Below are 22,143 nucleotides of genomic sequence, written 5' to 3'. Positions count from 1 at the left end.
AGCGCCACAGATTACAGCAGCAATGGATATATAGATAATAGTTTCCATTTTATGTACTTTTTTGCGGTTCATCCTAGGATCTTCTATTTGTTTACAAAGGTCAATTATGCCAATTTTCATGTTAGTTTATGTTTTAATATATCTTATAAAGATAAGGAAAATAATCGACATTAGCAAATGATAATATGTTGATAACCAACAATATAGTAAGGAAATTACAAACGAGAATATAGTAAAAAATATAATGCGTCTGCCCTGCTGACAGCTGTTGAACTTTCGTCTGACAACTGTTATCTTTCCGTCTGACAACTGTCAGACGAAAAAGATACAACTGTCAGACGATTATTTTTATATGAACTGAAGATTAAAGTTCAATGAACAGGCGATTAAATATACGTAGTGAAAGTAATAAATGTATGAACTAATAAAAAGATATACTTATGAGTGCTCAATATGATTTGTATGAAACACCGGATCCTGATTGTACCGGAGAACAAAAGCCTTTGCATGCCCGTATCGTTCCAAATGGAACTTACTCGAAGAAAGAATTCATGGAACGTGTATCTCGTTCTTCCCAGACTTTTAACTATAACGTGATAGATGCGGTAGTAGGAGTTGTATTGGATGAACTAGCCGAAACGTTAGCAGAGGGATATATCGTAGAACTTGGCGAACTCGGGCATTTTAGCATCTCTTTGAAATGTACGCATAAAGTAATGACTAAACGTGAGATTCGTGCCGAATCAATCTGTTTTGATAATGTGCATTTGCGCACTTCCAAAGAGTTCAAAAGGAAGATTAAGCGTGAAATAGAGTTGGAACGTGTGGATAAATCCAAACACTCTTCTCAAAAAGTGGAATTTTCTATGGAGCAACGCCAACAGCTTTTACAGGAATTTCTAAAGAAAAATGGTGGTATTACCCGATTGGAATATAGTAGCCTGACCGGACTTTCCCGACTGAAAGCAATAGATGATTTGAATACTTTCATTGAGAAAGGGATTCTTCGTAAACGTGGAGCTGGAAGAACCGTGTTTTATGTCTGGCAACAGGAAGAATGATAATCAACTAAAAAATCCTCGTGCTGTTACTGACAGCTTTGTGTTTTTTGTCATTCACGGTAACACATATTAAGATGTATAACTTGCTGATTATTTTTCATACTGTTATATTTGTCCCGCTATTCTATTAATCAATAGAGGGAGAATGTATCAAAAGAAAAATATAAGGGTATATATAGCATGGATGTTATTCATGACATTCATTCCCTTCTTTGTAGTGAAGACCTTTCACTATCATGGAAGTGAGGATGAAAAGTCGTGTTCCCATGCAAAGCATTCTCACCAATCATCTGATGATTGTGCGATCTGCCAATACTCCCTTTCTTTCTTTACTGAACCTCAACCGATAGAATTTCATTGCACACTGACGCTCGTGCCCTACGAGCCGATTATTTACCAGGATAAGGTTGTTTGCAAACGAACTTATTCGCATCATTTACGCGGGCCTCCGGTCGCATGATTACATACTCATATTTTCAATGGAGATAGATTGGCTTTCAATCTATCCTTACATTCATTTTACACATTAAATAAAAGATTGTAATTGATGCGTATCGGAATTATTTCGGGCGTAATAGGGCTATTTGTAACCTTATCCGTCCATGCACAGAAATCCGATTCAATCAAGAGCATGCTTTTGCCTGATGTTGTGGTAACCGAAACGTACCAGCAACGTCAAGCGAAAAAGTCTGCCCTTACGGTTGATGTAGCCGATCAGGATTTTTTGCGCAAACATTTTACAGGAAACTTCATGCAGGCGATGGAGAATATTCCCGGAGTACAGGCAATGGATATTGGTTCGGGCTTCTCCAAACCGATGATTCGCGGAATGGGATTCAACCGGATTGCTGTATTGGAAAACGGAATCAAACAGGAAGGACAACAATGGGGAGCCGATCACGGACTAGAACTGGATGCTTTCAATATCGGAGCAGTCAATGTATTGAAAGGACCCTCTTCACTGCTCTATGGCAGTGATGCAATGGGAGGAGTGATTGATGTTGTTCCGTCGGCTGTTCCTGCTGATAATCGTGTATTCGGAGATGTCACACTGCTGGGTAAATCAGTCAATGGAACCATCGGAGGATCACTGATGCTGGGAATCAGGAAGAATGCCTGGTACTCCCATATTCGTTATTCGGAACAACATTTCGGTGACTATCGTATTCCGACGGATTCTATTGTCTACCTGACACAAAGAATTCCCATATATGGGCGTAAACTCAAGAATACGGCAGGCATTGAACGCAATATCGGACTTTTTACCCAATATCAACGAAGAGCCTATAAAGCGAATTATGCTGTGAGTAATGTATATCAAAAGACGGGATTCTTTCCGGGGGCACATGGCATACCCGATGCGTCACGTGTGGAAGATGATGGAGACAGCCGTAATATTGAATTGCCATTCAGTAAAGTGAATCACCTGAAAGTGACCACCCACCAGCAATATGCATGGGAGAAACTGATCTTGTCAGGCGATTTAGGTTTCCAGAACAATCACCGTGAAGAGTGGAGTGCTTTCCATACTCACTATGGTTCGCAACCCGCACCGGAGAAAGACCCCGACAAGGAACTTGCTTTTAATCTGAACACTTTCAGTGCTTCGGTGAAAGCTCGTTTTATTGGTTCTTCTTCGTGGGAACATACATTGGGGTGGGATGGACAACATCAACGGAACGACATTTCCGGCTATTCGTTTTTACTGCCTGAATATCGCCGTTCCACTACCGGAATGCTTTGGCTTACGACATACAGACCCAACAATGTGTTTTCAGTCAGCGGAGGAGTGCGATATGACTACGGATATATGAATATCTCTTCGCATGAAGATACTTACCTTGCCGATTATCTTCGGAAACAGGGCTATGATCCGGAACAGATAGACTTCTACAAGTGGAACAGTCACTCTGTGAATAAGCACTACGGTGATTATTCTCTTTCTCTGGGATTGGTATGGACTCCCTCCGACAAACATCTGGTAAAGGTGAATATCGGGCGTAGTTTCCGCCTGCCCGGTGCGAATGAGTTGGCTGCCAACGGTGTACATCACGGCACTTTCCGCCATGAACAGGGAGATGCAAACCTAAAGTCCGAACAAGGCTGGCAACTAGACGCTTCTTATCATCTGAAGTACCGGGGAATTTCTTTCTCCGTCTCTCCATTTGTCAGTTGGTTCAGCAATTACATCTTTCTGCGTCCTACCGGAGAGTGGTCTGTATTGCCTCATGCCGGACAAATCTATCGCTATACCGGAGCAGAAGCGCTATTTGCAGGAACTGAAGCTACCGTAGATGTTGATTTTCTGCGCAACTTCAATTATCGGATTTCCGCTGAATACGTTTACACCTATAATTGTGATGAACATATTCCATTGAGTTTCTCGCCACCTCCTGTTATGCGCAATACATTAACCTGGCAAAAGAATCGGTATATGTTGTATGCAGAATGGCAGAGCATTGCCCGGCAAAATAGAGTGGACCGTAACGAAGACCGTACAGCCGGAGCAAATCTCTTTCATCTGGGTGGTTCATTGAATATTCCGATAGGTGGAAATAATGAGATTGAAATAACCCTGACCGCCCGGAATATATTCGATACCCGATATTACAATCATCTTAGTTTTTACAGGAAAGTTGAAATCCCCGAACCGGGACGTAACTTCCAGATATTAATCAAAGTTCCATTTAAAAAATTACTGAAATGAAAAATAAATTTTATCTCCCAATGATTAGCCTTTTGGCAACAGTTACTTTCATGTTTTCCTCTTGTGATAATGATGACTCCAGTGATACGACCAAACCTCTGATTGAACTTCACGAACCGGAAGAAGGTCAGGCTTTGGAGATAGGAAACGAACATGGGGTTCATTTTGAAATGGATTTGTCGGATGATGTCATGCTGAAATCCTATAAGATTGAAATTCATAGTAATTTCGACCACCATTCACACGGAGGTAATAGCAGGGCTGCACAGGAAACAGTAGATTTTAGTTTCAACAGATCCTACGATGTGTCCGGACAGAAAACCGCCCATATTCATCATCACGATATTGTAATACCGGCCAATGCTACTGCAGGAGATTATCATTTGATGGTTTATTGCACGGATGCCGCAGGTAACGAATCTTATATCGCACGCAATATCAAATTAAGTAATGAGGTGGAAGACGAAGACCATCACCATGATGAATAAGACAATACATAGAGAAAGAATGAGGTGAGGTCAAAAAGGGACGTTTGACACATTCCCATTCTGTTTTTTTACGTAATGAGTATTTTTTCTTTCGAAAGGTGTAATATCTATTACACCTTTTTTGTTTCCAATCCTTTACTTTTGTGAAAAATACTTTTTCGTATGATGAAGTTTCCAATAATAAATCGACTCTTTCCTTCTTATAAATGGAAGGTAGCGGCTGTCATCATTGGCGGTGTTATTGTGGGTGGAGGAGCACTGTTTATGTATATGCTCCGGGCGCATACCTATCTTGGAGATGACCCGGCTGCATGCGTGAATTGTCACATTATGACTCCTTACTATGCAACCTGGTTCCATAGTTCACATGCCCGGAATGCCACTTGCAATGATTGTCATGTGCCGCATGAAAATGCTGTGAAGAAATGGACCTTTAAAGGTATGGACGGTATGAAACACGTGGCTGCATTTCTTACCAAAAGCGAGCCGCAGGTCATTCAGGCTCATAAAGCCAGTTCCGAAGTGATTATGAATAATTGCATCCGCTGTCATACACAACTCAATACGGAATTTGTGAAGACGGGGAAGATTGATTATATGATGTCACAGGTAGGAGAGGGGAAGGCTTGCTGGGATTGCCATCGTGATGTTCCTCATGGTGGAAAGAATTCCCTGTCCGGTACTCCGGGAGCGATTGTTCCTCTTCCGGAATCGCCTGTTCCCGAATGGCTCCGGAAGATGGTGAATCAGAAAGATAAATAAGAAATGAAATACGTAATAAAATAATAAAACCGATATACAATGGAAAAGAAATTAAAATCATGGCAAGGATGGCTGTTGTTCGGAGGTTCAATGGTCGTTGTATTTGTTTTGGGATTATGCGTTTCTGCGTTGATGGAACGGAGGGCGGAAGTTGCCAGCATTTTCAATAACCGTAAAAACGTTATCAAAGGGATTGAAGCACGAAATGAACTGTTTAAGGATGACTTTCCCCGTGAATACCAGACTTGGACGGAGACTGCAAAGACTGACTTTGAGAGTGAATTTAATGGGAATATTGCTGTAGATGCTTTGGAAAAACGTCCTGAAATGGTGATTCTATGGGCGGGATATGCTTTCTCAAAAGATTATTCCACTCCACGGGGACACATGCATGCCATTGAGGATATTACGGCATCTTTGCGTACCGGTTCGCCCATGAGCCCGACTGAAGGTCCTCAACCGTCTACCTGCTGGACTTGTAAGAGTCCGGATGTTCCCCGTATGATGGAGGCATTAGGTGTCGATTCTTTCTATAACAATAAATGGGGGGCTATGGGCGCCGAAATTGTGAATCCTATCGGATGCTCCGATTGTCATGATCCCGAAACAATGAATCTTCATATCAGTCGTCCCGCTTTGATAGAGGCTTTCCAACGTCAGGGTAAAGACATCACTAAAGCTACTCCGCAGGAGATGCGTTCATTGGTATGTGCACAATGTCATGTGGAATATTATTTCAAAGGGGATGGTAAGTATCTGACTTTCCCCTGGGACAAAGGTTTTACGGTAGAAGATATGGAGGCTTATTATGATGAGGCCGGTTTCTATGATTATATTCATAAATTGAGCCGTACTCCGATTCTGAAAGCGCAGCATCCTGACTATGAGATTTGTCAGATGGGTATCCACGGACAGAGAGGTGTTTCTTGTGCCGATTGTCACATGCCGTATAAGAGTGAAGGTGGTGTGAAATTCAGCGATCACCATATCCAAAGCCCGTTGGCTATGATTGACCGCACCTGTCAGGTTTGTCACCGCGAAAGTGAAGAGACTTTACGTAATAATGTGTACGAACGCCAACGTAAAGCGAATGAAATCCGTAACCGTCTGGAACAGGAATTGGCAAAAGCACATATCGAAGCTAAATTTGCCTGGGACAAGGGTGCTACAGAAACACAGATGAAAGATGTGCTCGCACTGATTCGTCAGGCACAATGGCGTTGGGATTTCGGAGTAGCTTCACACGGAGGTTCTTTCCACGCACCGCAGGAAATTCAGAGAATTCTTTCTCATGGATTGGATCGTGCCATGCAAGCCCGTCTGGCTGTATCCAAAGTATTGGCAAAGAATGGATATACGGGAGATGTTCCGATGCCGGACATTTCAACAAAGGCAAAAGCACAGGAATATATCGGCTTGGATATGGATGCTGAAAGAGCGGCTAAGGAGAAATTCCTGAAAACAACTGTTCCGGCATGGTTGGAGAAAGCGAAAGAAAACGGCCGTCTGGCACAGAAATAAGAGAATTTATATATGTGGAGCAAACCATGGAGTTATAAAGAAGGGCTGGTGATTGGCGCAGGATTACTGGTGATAGGGCTATTGCTGCAAATGACAGTGGGAGCCATACATTGGGACCTGTTTGCCTGTCCGGTCAATGTGATTGTGTTAGTGGTTTATATCATTGCTTTGGTAGCCATGCACCTTCTTCGCAAACGTGTCTATTTATTCGGATGGTTGAGTCATTATTCCGCTGCTGTCTCGTCTCTATTGTGGGTGGTCGGCATGACGGTAGTGATGGGACTGATCCGGCAGGCTCCTTCCGGTCATGCTCCGGCTGATCTGCTGGGATTTTCGCAGATGATTTCTTCCTGGCCTTTTGTCCTGCTCTACTTTTGGATGGTCACCGCCTTGGGGCTGACAATCCTTCGCACCGGTTTCTCTTTGAAGATCAGCAGGATTTCTTTCCTACTGAATCATATCGGATTGTTTATTGCACTGATAACAGCCACTTTGGGAAATGCCGATATGCAAAGGTTGAAAATGACAACCCGGATGGGAAGTGCCGAATGGCGGGCTACGGATGATAAAGGTCAACTGATTGAACTTCCGCTGGCTATCGAACTGAAGGATTTCACTATCGACGAATATCCTCCGAAACTGATGTTGATTGATAATGAAACCGGCCGTACGCTTCCCGAAAAATCTCCTGTACATGTATTGTTGGAAGAGGGAGTGACAAATGGCAGCTTGCAGGACTGGCAGCTAACTATTGAGCAATCTATTCCGATGGCTGCTTCTGTGGCTACCGAAGATACTTTGAAGTTTACTGAATTTCATTCGATGGGAGCGACTTATGCTGTCTATCTGAAAGCAGTCAATCAGAAGAATCAAACAACCAAAGAGGGATGGGTAAGTTGCGGTAGTTTTCTTTTTCCCTATAAGGCAATCCGGCTGGATTCTTTAACCAGTATTGTAATGCCGGAACGGGAACCGCAGCGATTTGCATCGGAAGTGAAGATTTACACACAAGAAGGAACGATCACGGGAGGAACCATTGAAGTGAACCGCCCGATGGAGATAGAAGGTTGGAAAATTTATCAACTTAGTTACGATGAAACAAAGGGACGATGGAGCGATATCAGTGTCTTCGAGTTGGTTCGCGATCCGTGGTTGCCGGTTGTTTACACAGGAATAATAATGATGATGGCAGGAGCCATCTGTCTGTTTGTCAGCGCACAAAAGAGGAAAGAGGAGGACAAAGCATGAGTTGGGAATATTTTATACTATTTGCAATAGCCGCACTGGTTTGTTGGGCTTTGGGAGCTTTTACTGCCTGGAAAGGTACAAAAACGGGATGGGCTTATGGATTTACTTTCTTAGGTCTGGCTATTTTCTTCAGTTTCATTATCGGAATGTGGATTTCATTAGAACGTCCTCCGATGCGGACAATGGGAGAGACACGGCTGTGGTATTCTTTCTTCCTTCCGTTGGCGGGATTGATAACCTATGCACGCTGGAAGTATAAATGGATTTTAAGTTTCAGTTGTATCCTTTCATTGGTCTTTATTTGTATCAATATCTTCAAACCGGAGATTCATAATAAGACGTTGATGCCTGCTTTGCAAAGCCCGTGGTTTGCCCCTCATGTCATTGTGTATATGTTTGCTTATGCTATGTTGGGAGCGGCGACGGTGATGGCCGTCTATCTGCTTTGGTTCAAAAAGAAGGAGATTGAACGGAAAGAAATGGATTTGTGTGACAACCTCACCTATGTAGGTCTGGCATTTATGACATTAGGTATGCTTACCGGAGCTATCTGGGCAAAAGAAGCCTGGGGACATTACTGGGCTTGGGACCCGAAAGAGACTTGGGCGGCAGCTACCTGGTTCGCTTATCTGGTGTATATCCATTTCAGATTGGGCAAGCCATTGAAGGCACGTCCTGCGTTGATTATTCTGTTAGTATCATTTGTCCTGTTGCAAATGTGCTGGTATGGAATCAATTACCTTCCGGCCGCGCAAGGAGTCAGTGTGCATACTTATAATTTAAATTGAAATATCGAATCACTTAAACTTCAATATCAATGAAAACACTTTATTGGTCATTCTTGCTTATGCTATTGCCAAGCATGGCATATACACAAAACACGGAGAAAGAGAATGAATTTACGATGTCTATGCAAATCAGACCTCGTGCGGAGTATCGGAATGGTGCACTGACTCCACGGGATGAAGGGGTAGCTCCTACATCTTTCATCAATAACCGTGCACGCCTCTCGATGGATTATAAACGTTCGGATCTGGAACTAAAGATGTCGGCACAGCATGTCGGTGTTTGGGGACAAGACCCGCAGATTGAGAAGAATGGGCGTTTTATGTTGAATGAGGCTTGGGCGAAACTGAACTTTGGTGAAGGGTTCTTTGCTCAACTGGGACGTCAGTCATTGATTTATGATGATGAACGTATTTTGGGAGGACTGGATTGGAATGTAGCGGGCCGTTACCACGATGCATTGAAGCTGGGATATGCCAACAAAAATAATGAAGTCCATCTGATTCTTGCTTTTAACCAGAATAATGACAATAGAACAAGTGGAGGTACTTACTATGATTCTTCTACCGGACAGCCTTATAAGAATATGCAAACCGTCTGGTATCATTATAAAGCGGATAATGTTCCGTTCGGAGCTTCTTTGTTGTTTATGAATCTGGGATTGGAAACGGGTGATAAAGCCACGGATGATTCTCATACCCGCTATTTACAAACAATGGGTACTTACCTCACTTATAAGAATAGTAACTGGAATCTGGATGGTGCTTTCTACTATCAGATGGGTAAGAATAAAGCTGCGGAGAAAGTTTCAGCTTTGATGGGTAGCATACAAGCCGCCTATACGTTTAATCAGACATGGGGAGCCGTGGCTAGTTTTGATTATTTAAGCGGTGATAAAGGAAATGGCGGTAAGTATAAGGCTTTTGATCCTCTTTATGGGACCCATCATAAATTCTATGGAGCAATGGATTATTTTTATGCTTCTACATTTGCAAACGGTTATGCACCGGGATTGATGGATGCTCGTATCGGAGGTCGTTTCCGTCTATCTGGCAAGGTAGATATGGAACTTAATTACCATTATTTTAGTACAGCTGTAAAGGTTCAGGACTTGAAGAAATATTTAGGTTCGGAAGTCGATTATCAGATAAACTGGTCGATCATGAAAGATGTGAAACTCTCTGCCGGATATTCTTTTATGCGTGGTACGAAGACGATGGACGCTGTGAAAACCGGCAATCATAAAAGCTGGCAGGATTGGGGATGGGTATCGTTGAATATCAATCCGAAAGTATTTTTCACTAAATGGTAGAGAAATAAACAGAATGATGAGAATCCCGGTTGACTTATGTTGACCGGGATTTTAGGACTTTGATCTCTATACCGAATATCTGCTTTTAGCCGAGGTAAATCCCTGTTGACTTAAGGCATCCGCAACTCCTTTGTAATGAAACGGATGTCGGTAGAAATCAGCTGCCAGGTCTGTCCAGTTGCCTACACGATTATTCCATGGACGTTCTTTAAGATAATGGGCGTAGATAACGTCATATTCAGCGAGTTTATCTTTTAAATCAGTCTTATATGTCTCTTCGAAAAAGACAGCCTGTTGTGGAAAACGAGGCTTTAATCCCGGTTCTTCTGCGGGGTAGCCGATACATAATCCCAACATAGGAAAGACATATTCCGGAAGTTGCAATTCATGGACAATTTCCAGCGCATTTTTACGTACATCTCCAATAGGGACTGTTCCCAATCCCAATGATTCGGCAGCCACGACAGCCGCTTCGAGAGCGATACCGACTTCATGAGCTCCCACGAGCAATGTGTCAATGTCCTGCATTACTTCATCGAGCGTTTGCTCTTTCTTATGGCAGGCAAGAGCCACCCTATGGTAATCAGTACAGAACACGAGGAATACGGGAGCTTCGGCAATGTGTACCTGATTTCCGCATAATTCGGCTAAACGTCTTCTATGGTCGGTATTCTTTACTGCAATTATGGAAACGAGTTGCAGGTTTACCCAGTTCGGTGCGGCTTGTACGGCACGGATGATGGAGTTTAAATCTTCATCACTTACCGTTCTGTCGGTGTATGAACGGATGGAACGATGTGCCAGCATACTATCTATGACTTTATTCATTTTTCTTATTATAGTTCATAATTTATAGCATTTCATGTTATTACCAACCTGCCAATGGTATTTTCCGTGCCGGTGCGGGAAACGCGGTATCCAAATCATGCAAATCTTCCTCTGTCAGATGAATGGAAAGGCTTCGGAAATTATCTTCCACATGGGTTACATTACCGGCTTTGGGTATGGCAATGATACCGGGCTGACGCATCGTCCACGACAATGCGATTTGTGCAGGCGATACATCGTGTCGCCGGGCGATTTCCACCAATGTATGGTGGTGCAGAAGTCGTCCTTCTCCGATGGGCGAATAAGCCATAAGCGGCATTCTACGGGCAGCGCACCACGGCATGAGGTCGAACTCTATGCCCCGGTCGCCGAGGTTATAGAGTACCTGATCGGTGGCGCAGCCGCTTCCACCGGACAGTGAAACAATACGTTCCATGTCGGCTGTGTCCATATTACTGACACCCCATAAACGGATTTTTCCCTCTTGTTGCAATTCGGTCATCGCCCGAACGGTTTCTTCATAAGGATGGCGTCCTTTCCAGTGCAACAGGTAGAGGTCGATATACTCCGTTCCGAGCTTCAGCAAACTTCGTTCACAGGCGAGTTTCGTTCCACGATAGCTTGCATTACTCGGTAAAACTTTGCTCACGAGAAGCACTTTCTCTCTACAGTCGCGGACAGCTTCGCCTACCAGTTCCTCGTTGTCGTACATCTCGGCAGTATCGACAAGGTTCATTCCCAGCTCGATGCCATGTTGTAATGCCCGTATTTCTTCATGCCGCCGTGCGGCGGATTGTCCCATTTTCCATGTGCCTTGTCCCAACGGACAAACAGTTTGTCCATTCGGGAAAGTGATTATTGGTCGTTCTGTTTTCTTCATATTGTCACTGCCATTATGTGTTTATTGCGGCTCATTAAGCTATTCCTGATAATAATGCTTGCCACTCCGACAAGCAGGAATGCCACAGCTCCCAACGGAGATGATTGTGTTCCCCATACGGTTATGAACATGCCACATATTGCCGTTCCCAACGTTGTTCCGAGATTTGCGGCGGTCAGGAACAATCCGTTGGCAAAATCGGGTGCTTCGGTTGCCGACGTAGATACCATGAATTGATTCCCGTTATTTGCAATACCTGCGAATATTCCCAATATCAGAATGACGATTGACGTTGGTACGGTCAGTTTCCCTAGTCCGTAAAGTACGAGATAAAGTATCGCCATGATGGCAGGTACGTATTTCAACGTGGCGAAAGGACGTTGTGCCAACAATTTTCCGGCTGCGATATTTCCGACGATATTTGCCATGCCGTAAACAAACAGCAGAAGGCTGATTACCTTGAAGGAGACATCTGTAACCGTTATCAGGTAATCGGACAAGTAGCTGTAAAATCCGAACATGGCTGCATTCATCAGTAATGCCGCAAGGAAGGAGTTCCACAATACGGGTTTTTTCAAAACGCTGAGTTGTGTGCCATACGATAACCGTTCCTTAACGGGCATGGACGGTATGAGGAAAATAGTGGCGAGCAGTACAAATGCATTAACAACGGTAAAAAATACCATTGCTGCAGAGAATGAAAATTCACTGGCGATGTAGCTCGTCACGGGCACTCCGAGCACCATTCCTGCCGATACTCCGGCAAAGATTTTGGAAACGGCTTTCGGAGCATCCTCCCGACTAACGGAAGAGGCTGCGGTTGAGAAAGCGATGGATACATAGAGCGGATGAAAGAATGCCGGAATCGCACGGGTTATCAACAGTACGGTAAAGTTCGTCGTGAAGACCGAAACGAGGTTGGAAATCACGAACACGGACAAGGCGAGCACCATGACCGTTTTACGGTTTACCCGTGAAAAAAGTAACGGTACGACGGGAGCAGAGAAGGCAATGATCAGCGCAAAGAGGCTGACCGTCCAACCCGCATCCGGCACCGTAACACCGAAGGTTTCGGCAATGATAGGGATGATGCCCACTACTCCCATTTCAGTATTCAATATTCCGAATACTCCGAGTGTGAGGATGAACATCAACAAGTGGTTATGCTTATTTTTAGTTGATATACTCATGTTTTTATTTTATTTGAGGTTTGACTTGAAAAATGTTTCCAGTTTGTCAAACGGAATCTTCCGGTCGTAAAGGTCGGTGTGGTTGGCTCCGGGAACGATTAGTAACTCCTTGTTGTTGCCCTTGAGGCGTTTGAAGGCATCCTCGCTGAAATAACGCGAATGGGCATTTTCGCCGTGAATGAGCAATACAGCATTGTCAATCTCGTGGATATAGGTTAACAATGGCATATTGATGAACGAAAGAGCCATCGTGGGGTTCCATGCACCATTAGAATTGATGGCACGGGCGTGAAAAGCACGTTCAGTCTTGTAATAATCGAAGTAGTCTTTGACGAATTGCGGCTCGTCGCCCTTGATGCTAGTGGGCAGACCGGGCGTACCGGGAGTGGCCGTGCCGTTCTGTGCATCACGGGTCCGGATAGCATTCATCGCCTCGCGTTTGTTGCGGCGTACTTCGGCACTGTCCTCGGCATCGAAATAGCCGTTGGCATTCACGCGGCTCATATCGTACATTGTAGAAGCTACTGTTGCTTTGATGCGCGTGTCCATTGCCGCGGCATTCAGTCCCATACCACCGAATCCGCAGATGCCGATGATACCGATGCGTTTGGCATCTACATTGGGGTGTGCAATCAGGAAATCCACTGCCGCGCTAAAATCTTCGGTGTTGATGTCGGGCGATGCCACATTACGGGGTTCGCCACCGCTCTCACCCGTATAAGAGGGGTCGAACGCAAGGGTGAGGAATCCGCATTCGGCCATTGTCTGCGCATAAAGTCCCGATGACTGTTCCTTCACAGCCCCGAAAGGGCCGCTAACGGCAATGGCAGGGACTTTCTTTCGATATTCTTGGGTTCGTACAAGTCGGCGGCAAGTGTGATGCCATAGCGGTTTTTGAAGGTTACTTTACGATGATTAACCTTGTTGCTCTGTGGGAACTTTTTGTCCCATTCCTGTGTAAGATTCAATGTGTCCATATGATTACTTGTTTTTTGATTTGTAATACCGTTCGTGCAGCCGGTAAGCAACCCCATACTTAACAAGGCTGCGATAGCTGCGGATTTAAAATTCGCTGTTCTCATCATTCTATTATTTAAATGGTTATTGTTCTATTTCATATTGCAAAGGTACGGCTATAAAATAAGCGGCACATTATTGTCGGGCTCAAAAGGAGTTACTCAAAAGCTCAACTATCTATTTTCTTAAAAGCTCCATGCAAATGGCTGGAAAAGTAGTTCTGAATTTATGATAATCAAGTTTGGCGGTGGACAATATGGCATCAGCATACACATTGCTATGAAGATTGTATGCTCTATATTTTCCGGTAAATTATCAGGGCTGCCCTTACCGTAAGGTTACTGTAAGGAACAAGCTGTAAGTTGATATTTAAGCCTCACTGCGATGTCGCAGTGAGGCTTAAATAATTTAATTAAAAAACTCAATATATTTTGCTCCGATTTACACGAATGTGGCGGTCGGCGGCATACCGTACTGTTTTTTGAAGGCGGTTGAGAAGTGAGACGGGTTCTTGAAACCGACTTCGGCATAAATATCCACGACCTTTTTGCCGCCCTCTTTCATCAGGGCGTAAGCTACTTCGAGTCGTTTACGGATAAGCCATTTTTCGGGAGTGAGGTCGCTGATTTTCTTGAAATCCCGTTTGAATGTGGCAAGGCTGCGTCCCGTGTAGTGTGCCATCTCTTCCATCGTGAGCTCGTATATGTAGTTCTCGTTCATAAATTCCAGAATATCTATTTTCCACGGTTCATTGAAGTCGAAAAGCGTCGGCGCGAACTTTTTGTCGATATGTAATAATGCGAGCAGACCTTCCTGCAATTTCAGTTGCATCAGGTCATCCGCAGGTTTCACCTTCGGATCGAAGTAGGGCGTCATCGAAGCGAACAGACTGGCGAGTTCGGCCGTTTTCGGAAGTTTTATCACTCCGGAATTGAGTTTCGCGGTATTGGTCGGTACTTTACGTTGTTCCAACTTACCGTACATTTCACGTAAGAAACGACGTGTGAACATCAGGAAGATACCGCAGTAGCGTTCACCATCTTTCGTCTTCTTGTACATCGTAATGTGATGGTCGCGCGGTATGAAGACGCATTCGCCTTTTCCGACATGAATTTGCTCATTGCCATTGTCGAGAATCATCTCACCCGAATAGACGTAATTGATGGCATATTCGCGGGAGCGATGTACGCAGCCGCTGAGGTCATCATAGAAGAAGCTGTAGAATACATCGTTGTAATTGAAGATAAGCTTCATTTGCCCTAATTGTTCATCTGTCATATTTTTTTGCTTTTCTTTCTGATTGCAAATATAGCAAAAACAGTTTTATTTCTCTTCGGCTCATTTATATATTTAACTTGTTTTCGATATAAGAGCCAAATTATTCCTTAGTTTCAACCCTGCCCCTGTTTCTTTATTATATGAATTTCTCTAAAGCGGCCTTATTCAAAATTTCCACCCGTTTCCCTTCCATAGTGATAAGCCCTTCCTTGATAATCTTATTAATTTCTTTCGATAAGGCGGGACGTGATACATTCAGGTATTCGGCAAGTTGGGATTGCGTATGTGTAATCTCCACTATCAGGGAATCTTTCTTCTTGTGCTCGAACAGATAAACGATAAATCTTTCCCGGACAGTCTTGCGGGAGAGTGGTTTCAGACGTGATACGGTACAGATATTGCAATTGCCTGCAATGCAGAGAAAATTGTGCAATACTTGCGGGTCCTGGCTGATAACTTTAAAGGTAGAATCCTTTGTTGCCATAAGTATCACACTGTCCTCAAGGGCAGTGAAAGTAGCCGGCAATGTGTTGTCCGAGCTAAAAAGATGTGGAGTGGCAAAAGTGCGTGGCGCAATGATATATTCAATCATCACTTCATTTCCCAGTCCGTCGATAATATCCGTGCGCAATTTCCCTTCCAACAACACATACAGTTTGTTGCAAGGCGTTCCCTGCGTAACAACTATCTCTTTCTTGTTTGCTATATAGACTACGAAATCTAGTTTCTCCAATAGGGATTCTTTAATGTTTAAGGGCAAATTCCGGAAAAGGGGGATTTGAAACAGCTTTTCTTTATGTGTGTCGGTCAGTTGTATTTTTTTCATTGTATCATGTTGTTCGTATTGTGGACAAAGATATAAATTAAATATTGGTAGAAAAAATCTTTTGTTATGTTTGAATCTGTAATCTGGGTATATTTCTCTGTAATTTATATACATTCGCTATGTTATAAATAGTCTATTTTTGCAGAGTGAAAAGACTGATTAATTCTGAAAGATGAAAGTAATAAAAGAAAGTTATGGCTAAAAAAGTTTTGATCATTTCGTCCAGTCCACGTAAAGGTGGTAATTCGGATTTGCTTTGTGATGAATTTATGAAAGGTGCTATCGAGGCGGGCAATGAAGTAGAGAAGATTTTTCTGAAAGACAAAACGGTTCATCCTTGTACGGGATGTAGTGTTTGCAGTATGTACGGTAAACCCTGTCCACAGAAGGATGATGCAGCGGAAATCGTGGAGAAGATGATTGCTGCCGATGTGATTGTAATGGCAACCCCGGTCTATTTTTACACCATGTGCGGGCAGATGAAGATAATGATTGACCGCTGTTGCGCACGTTATACGGAAATAACTAATAAGGAATTTTATTTCATTATTGCGGCAGCAGAAAACGATAAAGCAATGATGGAGCGTACTATCGACGGCTTCCGTGGCTTCCTCGATTGCTTGGAAGGACCACAGGAAAAAGGGACGGTCTATGGAATCGGTGCATGGAAAGTAGGAGAGATTAAAGATACTCCCTACATGCAGGAAGCATATAATATGGGAAAGATGGTGTAACTGTTTGTTTTCCATATTAAAGATATTCATAAAGAATATGATAAATGGATTTGTTCGAATATTTGAGATATAGTTTTGAACTTAACTTTTAAAACCTGACGGGAAATCTGGAAAAGACGGTTATGTTTTCCAGATTTTCCGCCGTCTTTTTTTATAAGAAGAGGGGAAAAGGTGAGGGTAGTGAGGGTGGATTTCTAACATTCGTGTTTTTTTTAGAGAAAATATAGATAGGAGAAAATAAAATATAAAAATAAAAAGGTTGCAATTCTTCCCTCACTACCCTCACCTTTTCCCCTTTTTACGATTACTTAATTGACTGGATTGCTTGTTCTGCCACAGAATTATTATAATTTTGTGGCAGAACTTTTTATTTTGTATAATTCGTTTGATAACTAACTAAGTATCATGGGCTATAAAATAACGACTCTTGTGGAGAATTGTGTCTATGGACGTAAATTGCAGGCAGAACATGGTCTTTCTCTATATATCGAGACTCAAGAACATAGATTACTTTTCGATACGGGAGCATCCGACTTGTTTATCCGTAACGCCTGCTTGTTGCATATTGACTTGCAAAAAGTCGATTATTTGATATTATCTCATGGTCATAACGATCATACGGGCGGACTACGTTATTTTTTGGAATTGAATACGCAGGCAACCGTTGTCTGTAAGAGTGAGATTTTTTCTCCTAAATTCAAGGATGAACGTGAGAACGGGATGATGCATACACAAAACCTCGATCGTTCCCGTTTCCGCTTTATTACAGAGCAGACCGAACTGCTTCCCGGAGTTTTCCTTTTTCCCTCTATTGATATTATAAATCAGGAAGATACCCATTTTGAACGTTTTTGGGTTCAGCAAGAAGATGGATGCAAAATACCGGATACTTTTCAGGATGAATTGGCGGTGGTATTGGTGGAACCGGAAGGATTTTCCGTATTAAGTGCCTGTTCTCATCGGGGAATAACCAATATTTTGCGTACGGTTCAGGCTGTCTTTCCCGAATCTCCTTGTAAGTTACTTCTGGGAGGTTTTCATATCCATAACGCGGAAAAACAAAAATATCAGGTCATTGCAGATTATTTACAGGAATATCTTCCCCGACAGATTGGCGTTTGTCATTGTACGGGAGTGGATAAATATGCCTTCTTTTATAAAGATTTTGGTGACAGCACATTTTATAATTACACGGGAAAACTAATTCAAACCGATTTATCGGAATAAATTTATAATAATTTGATATGAAGAAACTAATAACTTCTTTAGCGCTGGTATTATCAGCATTATCCAGCTATGCAATTACTCCTTTGTGGATGCGTGATGCACGTATTTCACCGGATGGATCAGAAATTGTTTTTTGTTACAAGGGTGACATTTATAAAGTCCCTGCACAAGGAGGAACAGCTGTTCAACTCACCACACAAACCTCTTATGAAGCCAATCCGGTTTGGTCGCCCGATGGCAAGCAAATTGCGTTTGCCAGTGACCGGAATGGAAATTTTGATTTGTTCATTATGCCTGCTGACGGAGGTGCCGCTCGGCGATTGACCTATCATTCTGCATCTGAAATACCGTCGGCTTTTACTCCGGATGGAAAGTATATCTTTTTCTCTGCCTCTATACAGGATCCGGTAGGCAGTGCCCTGTTTCCTACAGGAGCAATGACGGAATTATATAAAGTTCCTGTTGCCGGCGGACGTACCGAGCAAGTGCTGGGCACTCCTGCAGAACTGGTCTGTTTTGATAAAACAGGGAAGAATTTTCTTTATCAGGATCGTAAAGGGTTTGAGGATGAATGGAGAAAGCATCATACTTCTTCCATTACGAGAGATATTTGGTTATATAACACCCAAACGGGAAAACATACGAACCTGACAAACCGGGAAGGCGAGGACCGTAATCCTGTGTATGCACCTGATGGTAATGCTGTCTATTTTTTAAGTGAGCGTGATGGAGGTTCTTTCAATGTGTATACTTTCCCTTTGAATACCCCACAGGAAGTGAAAGCTGTGACTACTTTCAAAACTCACCCGGTACGTTTTTTGTCTGTCAGCGATAAAGGTACCTTATGTTATACCTATGATGGTGAGTTATACACACAGAAGTCTGGTGCACGTCCGGAAAAAGTAAAAGTAGAACTTGTCCGTGATGATGAGCAGCAGCTTGCTACACTTAAGTTCTCGCAGGGAGCAACTTCCGCTTCTGTATCTCCGGACGGTAAACAAATTGCTTTTATTGTACGTGGTGATGTGTTTGTGACTTCAACTGATTATGCTACCACCAAGCAAATCACAAATACTCCGGCAAAAGAAGCTGCCGTTTCTTTTGCTCCGGACAACCGGACACTGGTTTATGCCAGCGAGCGAACCGGTAACTGGCAACTTTATACCGCCAAAATAAGTCGTAAGGAAGACCCGAATTTCCCTAATGCCACTCTTATTGAAGAGGAAGTATTATTACCGTCTAAAACGGTAGAACGTACTTATCCGCAATATTCACCGGACGGTAAAGAATTGGCTTTTATCGAAGACCGTAATCGTTTGATGGTACTCAATTTGAAAACAAAAAAGGTACGTCAGGTAACGGATGGTTCTACATGGTATAACACCGGAGGTGGATTCGATTACGAATGGTCGCCTGACGGTAAATGGTTCACTCTTGAATTTATAGGCAACCGCCACGATCCTTATTCGGATGTAGGCATTGTCAGCGCACAGGGAGGTGCAATTACTAATCTGACAAATAGTGGATATATCAGTGGTGCTCCGCGTTGGGTACTCGATGGGAATGCTATTCTTTTCCAAACCGAGCGCTATGGTATGCGTGCGCACGCTTCCTGGGGATCGCAGCAAGATGTGATGTTGGTGTTTCTCAATCAGGATGCTTATGATCGTTACCGTTTGAGTAAGGAAGATTTCGAATTACTCAAGGAATTTGAAAAGGAACAGAAGAAGGCAAAGGAGAAAGACGATGAGAAGACGAAAGACGGAAAGAAGTCTAAGGCGGAAAAAGCAGATAAAGGAAATGCTAACAAGGGAAAGACTGATAAAAGCAAGGCCGACAAGGAAAAGAGCAAAGTAGATAGCAGCAAAGACAGTAATCAGGATGAGTCTGCTGATGATAAGGCAGATCAAAAAGAGATACTTGTCGAGCTGAACGGCATTGAAGACCGTATCGTACGTTTGACTCCCAATTCTTCCGACTTGGGTAGTGCCATACTTTCAAAAGACGGGGAAGATCTTTACTATTTCTCCGCGTTCGAAGGTGGATATGACCTTTGGAAAATGAATCTCCGTGAAAAAGATACGAAGCGTCTGCACAAACTCAATACCGGTTGGGCATCGTTGATGTTGGACAAAAAAGGAGATATCTTTTTGTTGGGAAGCCGGATTATGCAAAAGATGGATGCCAAGTCGGATGCGTTGAAGTCCATCAGCTATCAGGCTGAAATGAAAATGGATTTGGCTGCCGAACGTGAAACGATGTTTGACCATGTGTACAAACAGCATCAAAAACGCTTCTACAATGTCAATATGCACGGGGTTGACTGGGATGCTATGACTAATGCTTATCGTAAGTTCTTGCCTCATATTGATAACAATTATGACTTTGCAGAATTATTGAGTGAGTGGTTGGGTGAGCTGAATGTTTCACATACCGGAGGACGTTATTCTCCCAAAGGAAAAGGAGATGTCACTTCTAATCTCGGACTCTTGTTCGACTGGAATTATCAGGGAAAAGGAATGCAGATTGCCGAAGTAATAGAAAAAGGTCCGTTCGATCATTCACGTACCAAAGTAAAGGCTGGTTGCATCATTGAAAAGATTAATGGAGAAGAGATAACTCTCGATAATGACATAACCTGCTTGCTGAATAATAAAGCAGGGAAGAAAACATTGATTTCAATCTACAATCCACAAAATAAAGAGCGTTGGGAAGAAGTGGTGATGCCGGTCACCAACGGGCAACTGAATGGATTGTTATACAAACGTTGGGTAAAACAACGTGCGGCAGATGTTGAAAAATGGTCGAAAGGACGTTTGGGATATGTTCATATTCAGTCGATGGGAGATGACAGCTTCCGTACTGTATACTCGGACATTCTGGGAAAATATAACAACTGCGAAGGCATTGTGATTGATACCCGTTTCAACGGTGGTGGCCGTCTGCATGAAGATATTGAAATACTGTTCAGCGGTCAGAAATACTTCACACAGGTGGTACGCGGACGTGAAGCCTGTGATATGCCGAGTCGTCGTTGGAACAAACCTTCCATTATGTTGCAATGTGAGGCCAACTACTCGAATGCACACGGAACTCCGTGGGTATATAAACATCAAAAGATTGGCAAACTTGTCGGTATGCCTGTTCCGGGTACTATGACAAGTGTGTCTTGGGAAACTTTACAAGATCCTTCACTGGTTTTTGGTATTCCTATCGTCGGTTATCGTTTGCCTGACGGCAGTTATTTGGAAAATACCCAATTGGAACCGGATGTAAAGGTTGCCAATAATCCGGAAACAGTAGTCAAAGGAGAGGATACCCAACTAAAGGTGGCTGTGGATGAACTTCTGAAAGAGATAGATAGTCAAAAGAAGTAAATACGAGTGTGATTACATCTAAAATAAAGAGTCGCTTCTTTGAAAGAATCAATTAGATTCTAACAGAGAAGCGACTTTCTTTTATAGTGATTTTCTTATATTGACCTTTTTATATGACTCCTTTTATAAGGCGTTTATTTTAAATAGATATAGGGCTTACTTCCAGACCGGCAGTAATTTATGGAGGGTTTTTCTAGTCATTATCTTCTGATTCAGGAAGCTGACGATATACCCCGTTATACAAGCGGCAATGAGTGATCCTTCTCGTACTCCCTGAATACCTTGATTCAGCAGCAGCGAGAGAATCACGGCTAATGTAACCAAAGTAATATCAAAATAAACTTTGAACTTTCCAAATTCCTTGTTATAATGGCGGGATGCATATTTCACAAATGCTTCTGCGCTCATCATGGCTACTTTTGGTTTCAGTTCAAGCACTACTCCGATAGACTGCACCATGCATCCTGTAAGTAATAAAGCAATCGACATACCATAATTAGCGGGATGCAGTTCGCTTGTCAGCATCATATTGAAATCAATGAATGCCGAAAAGATAAAAGAGAACGGTAGTTGAAGAAAAATTTCAATAATATCCTGTCGGGTTCTATTCTTTCGGATTAACCAGAACTGTCCCAGGATAAGCAACATGTTGATGATAAATGTGCAAGTACCCAACGATAAAGGACTATTCAGGCTTAATACATAATTGATGCTCGATATGGGAGTAGTTCCCAATGCCGAGCGTATAATCAACACGATACCTGCCGCTAAAAAATAGAGTCCGATAACAAACACTAAATACCTCTTAAAAATCTCTTTCATTTCCATGTCTTTTTAACCTCTTTCTATTGATTCCTTTCTCATGTATTGAAAAGGATATGCAAAGGTCTTGTTTTTTACT

Annotated in this window: 19 protein-coding genes and 1 pseudogene; 12 read left to right on the top strand and 8 right to left on the bottom strand. The window is 42.9% G+C overall.

Annotated elements, in window-relative coordinates:
• Positions 1-120: transposase family protein (locus BSCG_RS30975; protein ID WP_139016488.1), on the bottom strand; the 120-nt coding region annotated here is incomplete at its 3' end.
• Positions 121-440: 320 nt separating this feature from the next.
• On the opposite strand from BSCG_RS30975, the gene BSCG_RS26255 reads away from it, so the two are divergent.
• The 9 genes from BSCG_RS26255 to BSCG_RS26295 all read left to right on the top strand — a co-directional run bounded on the left by BSCG_RS26255 (position 441) and on the right by BSCG_RS26295 (position 9,885).
• The gene (locus BSCG_RS26255; protein ID WP_004309726.1) at positions 441-1,061 is read left to right on the top strand and encodes an HU family DNA-binding protein; all 621 of its coding nucleotides are present in this window, start codon (positions 441-443) and stop codon (positions 1,059-1,061) included.
• A gap of 145 nt (positions 1,062-1,206) precedes the next feature.
• Positions 1,207-1,521 carry a hypothetical protein gene (locus BSCG_RS30835; protein WP_004297096.1) on the top strand — a complete coding sequence of 105 codons (315 nt, stop codon included), beginning with the start codon at positions 1,207-1,209 and terminating at the stop codon, positions 1,519-1,521.
• Positions 1,522-1,608: 87 nt separating this feature from the next.
• On the top strand, positions 1,609-3,768 hold the full coding sequence (locus BSCG_RS26265) for a TonB-dependent receptor (RefSeq protein ID WP_004304076.1): 2,160 nt from the start codon (positions 1,609-1,611) through the stop codon (positions 3,766-3,768).
• Complete coding sequence (locus tag BSCG_RS26270) at positions 3,765-4,256, top strand: DUF4625 domain-containing protein (RefSeq protein WP_004309723.1); 492 nt, start codon at positions 3,765-3,767, stop codon at positions 4,254-4,256. Before BSCG_RS26265 ends, BSCG_RS26270 begins: the two co-directional genes overlap by 4 nt.
• A 162-nt stretch (positions 4,257-4,418) precedes the next feature.
• On the top strand, positions 4,419-5,018 hold the full coding sequence (gene nrfH / locus BSCG_RS26275; RefSeq protein WP_004309722.1) for a cytochrome c nitrite reductase small subunit: 600 nt from the start codon (positions 4,419-4,421) through the stop codon (positions 5,016-5,018).
• Positions 5,019-5,057: 39 nt separating this feature from the next.
• The gene (gene nrfA, locus BSCG_RS26280) at positions 5,058-6,539 is read left to right on the top strand and encodes an ammonia-forming cytochrome c nitrite reductase (RefSeq protein ID WP_004304071.1); all 1,482 of its coding nucleotides are present in this window, start codon (positions 5,058-5,060) and stop codon (positions 6,537-6,539) included.
• Between the two features lie 12 nt (positions 6,540-6,551).
• Positions 6,552-7,787, top strand: coding sequence for a cytochrome c biogenesis protein ResB (locus BSCG_RS26285; RefSeq protein WP_004309721.1), 1,236 nt, complete (start codon positions 6,552-6,554; stop codon positions 7,785-7,787).
• Positions 7,784-8,575, top strand: a complete 792-nt coding sequence (locus BSCG_RS26290) for a cytochrome c biogenesis protein (protein WP_004309720.1) — start codon at positions 7,784-7,786, stop codon at positions 8,573-8,575. Before BSCG_RS26285 ends, BSCG_RS26290 begins: the two co-directional genes overlap by 4 nt.
• A gap of 29 nt (positions 8,576-8,604) precedes the next feature.
• A complete protein-coding gene (locus tag BSCG_RS26295) occupies positions 8,605-9,885 on the top strand; it encodes an alginate export family protein (protein ID WP_008648626.1) in 1,281 nt (426 codons plus the stop codon).
• A gap of 66 nt (positions 9,886-9,951) precedes the next feature.
• On the opposite strand, the gene BSCG_RS26300 is transcribed toward BSCG_RS26295, so the two are convergent.
• The 6 genes and pseudogenes from BSCG_RS26300 to BSCG_RS26325 all read right to left on the bottom strand — a co-directional run bounded on the left by BSCG_RS26300 (position 9,952) and on the right by BSCG_RS26325 (position 15,904).
• Positions 9,952-10,713, bottom strand: a complete 762-nt coding sequence (locus tag BSCG_RS26300) for an NADPH-dependent oxidoreductase (RefSeq protein ID WP_004297088.1) — start codon at positions 10,711-10,713, stop codon at positions 9,952-9,954.
• A 40-nt stretch (positions 10,714-10,753) separates the two neighbouring features.
• Entirely contained in the window at positions 10,754-11,593 is an 840-nt protein-coding gene (locus BSCG_RS26305; RefSeq protein WP_004309718.1) for an aldo/keto reductase, read from the bottom strand.
• On the bottom strand, positions 11,590-12,783 hold the full coding sequence (locus BSCG_RS26310) for an MFS transporter (protein ID WP_008774612.1): 1,194 nt from the start codon (positions 12,781-12,783) through the stop codon (positions 11,590-11,592). The genes BSCG_RS26305 and BSCG_RS26310 overlap by 4 nt, the downstream gene beginning before the upstream one ends.
• A 9-nt stretch (positions 12,784-12,792) precedes the next feature.
• Positions 12,793-13,865: pseudogene (locus tag BSCG_RS26315) on the bottom strand (alpha/beta hydrolase).
• 376 nt (positions 13,866-14,241) lie between these two features.
• Positions 14,242-15,078: an AraC family transcriptional regulator gene (locus tag BSCG_RS26320; RefSeq protein WP_032849259.1), complete on the bottom strand. Its 837-nt coding sequence runs from the start codon at positions 15,076-15,078 to the stop codon at positions 14,242-14,244.
• Between the two features lie 136 nt (positions 15,079-15,214).
• Complete coding sequence (locus BSCG_RS26325; RefSeq protein WP_004304055.1) at positions 15,215-15,904, bottom strand: Crp/Fnr family transcriptional regulator; 690 nt, start codon at positions 15,902-15,904, stop codon at positions 15,215-15,217.
• A 194-nt stretch (positions 15,905-16,098) separates the two neighbouring features.
• On the opposite strand from BSCG_RS26325, the gene BSCG_RS26330 reads away from it, so the two are divergent.
• From BSCG_RS26330 to BSCG_RS26340, 3 genes are all read left to right on the top strand, one after another.
• On the top strand, positions 16,099-16,638 hold the full coding sequence (locus BSCG_RS26330; RefSeq protein WP_004297080.1) for a flavodoxin family protein: 540 nt from the start codon (positions 16,099-16,101) through the stop codon (positions 16,636-16,638).
• 405 nt (positions 16,639-17,043) lie between these two features.
• Positions 17,044-17,865: an MBL fold metallo-hydrolase gene (locus BSCG_RS26335; protein WP_004309713.1), complete on the top strand. Its 822-nt coding sequence runs from the start codon at positions 17,044-17,046 to the stop codon at positions 17,863-17,865.
• Positions 17,866-17,882: 17 nt separating this feature from the next.
• A complete protein-coding gene (locus tag BSCG_RS26340; protein ID WP_008774609.1) occupies positions 17,883-21,242 on the top strand; it encodes a S41 family peptidase in 3,360 nt (1,119 codons plus the stop codon).
• Between the two features lie 156 nt (positions 21,243-21,398).
• Here BSCG_RS26340 and BSCG_RS26345 read toward each other — a convergent pair whose 3' ends face one another.
• A complete protein-coding gene (locus BSCG_RS26345; RefSeq protein WP_008774608.1) occupies positions 21,399-22,070 on the bottom strand; it encodes a YczE/YyaS/YitT family protein in 672 nt (223 codons plus the stop codon).
• Positions 22,071-22,143: the final 73 nt, after the last annotated feature.

Origin of the sequence: Bacteroides sp. 2_2_4 (genome assembly GCF_000157055.1) — a bacterium.
Lineage (GTDB): Bacteria > Bacteroidota > Bacteroidia > Bacteroidales > Bacteroidaceae > Bacteroides > Bacteroides ovatus.
This window is presented reverse-complemented; position numbering and strand designations above follow the sequence as displayed.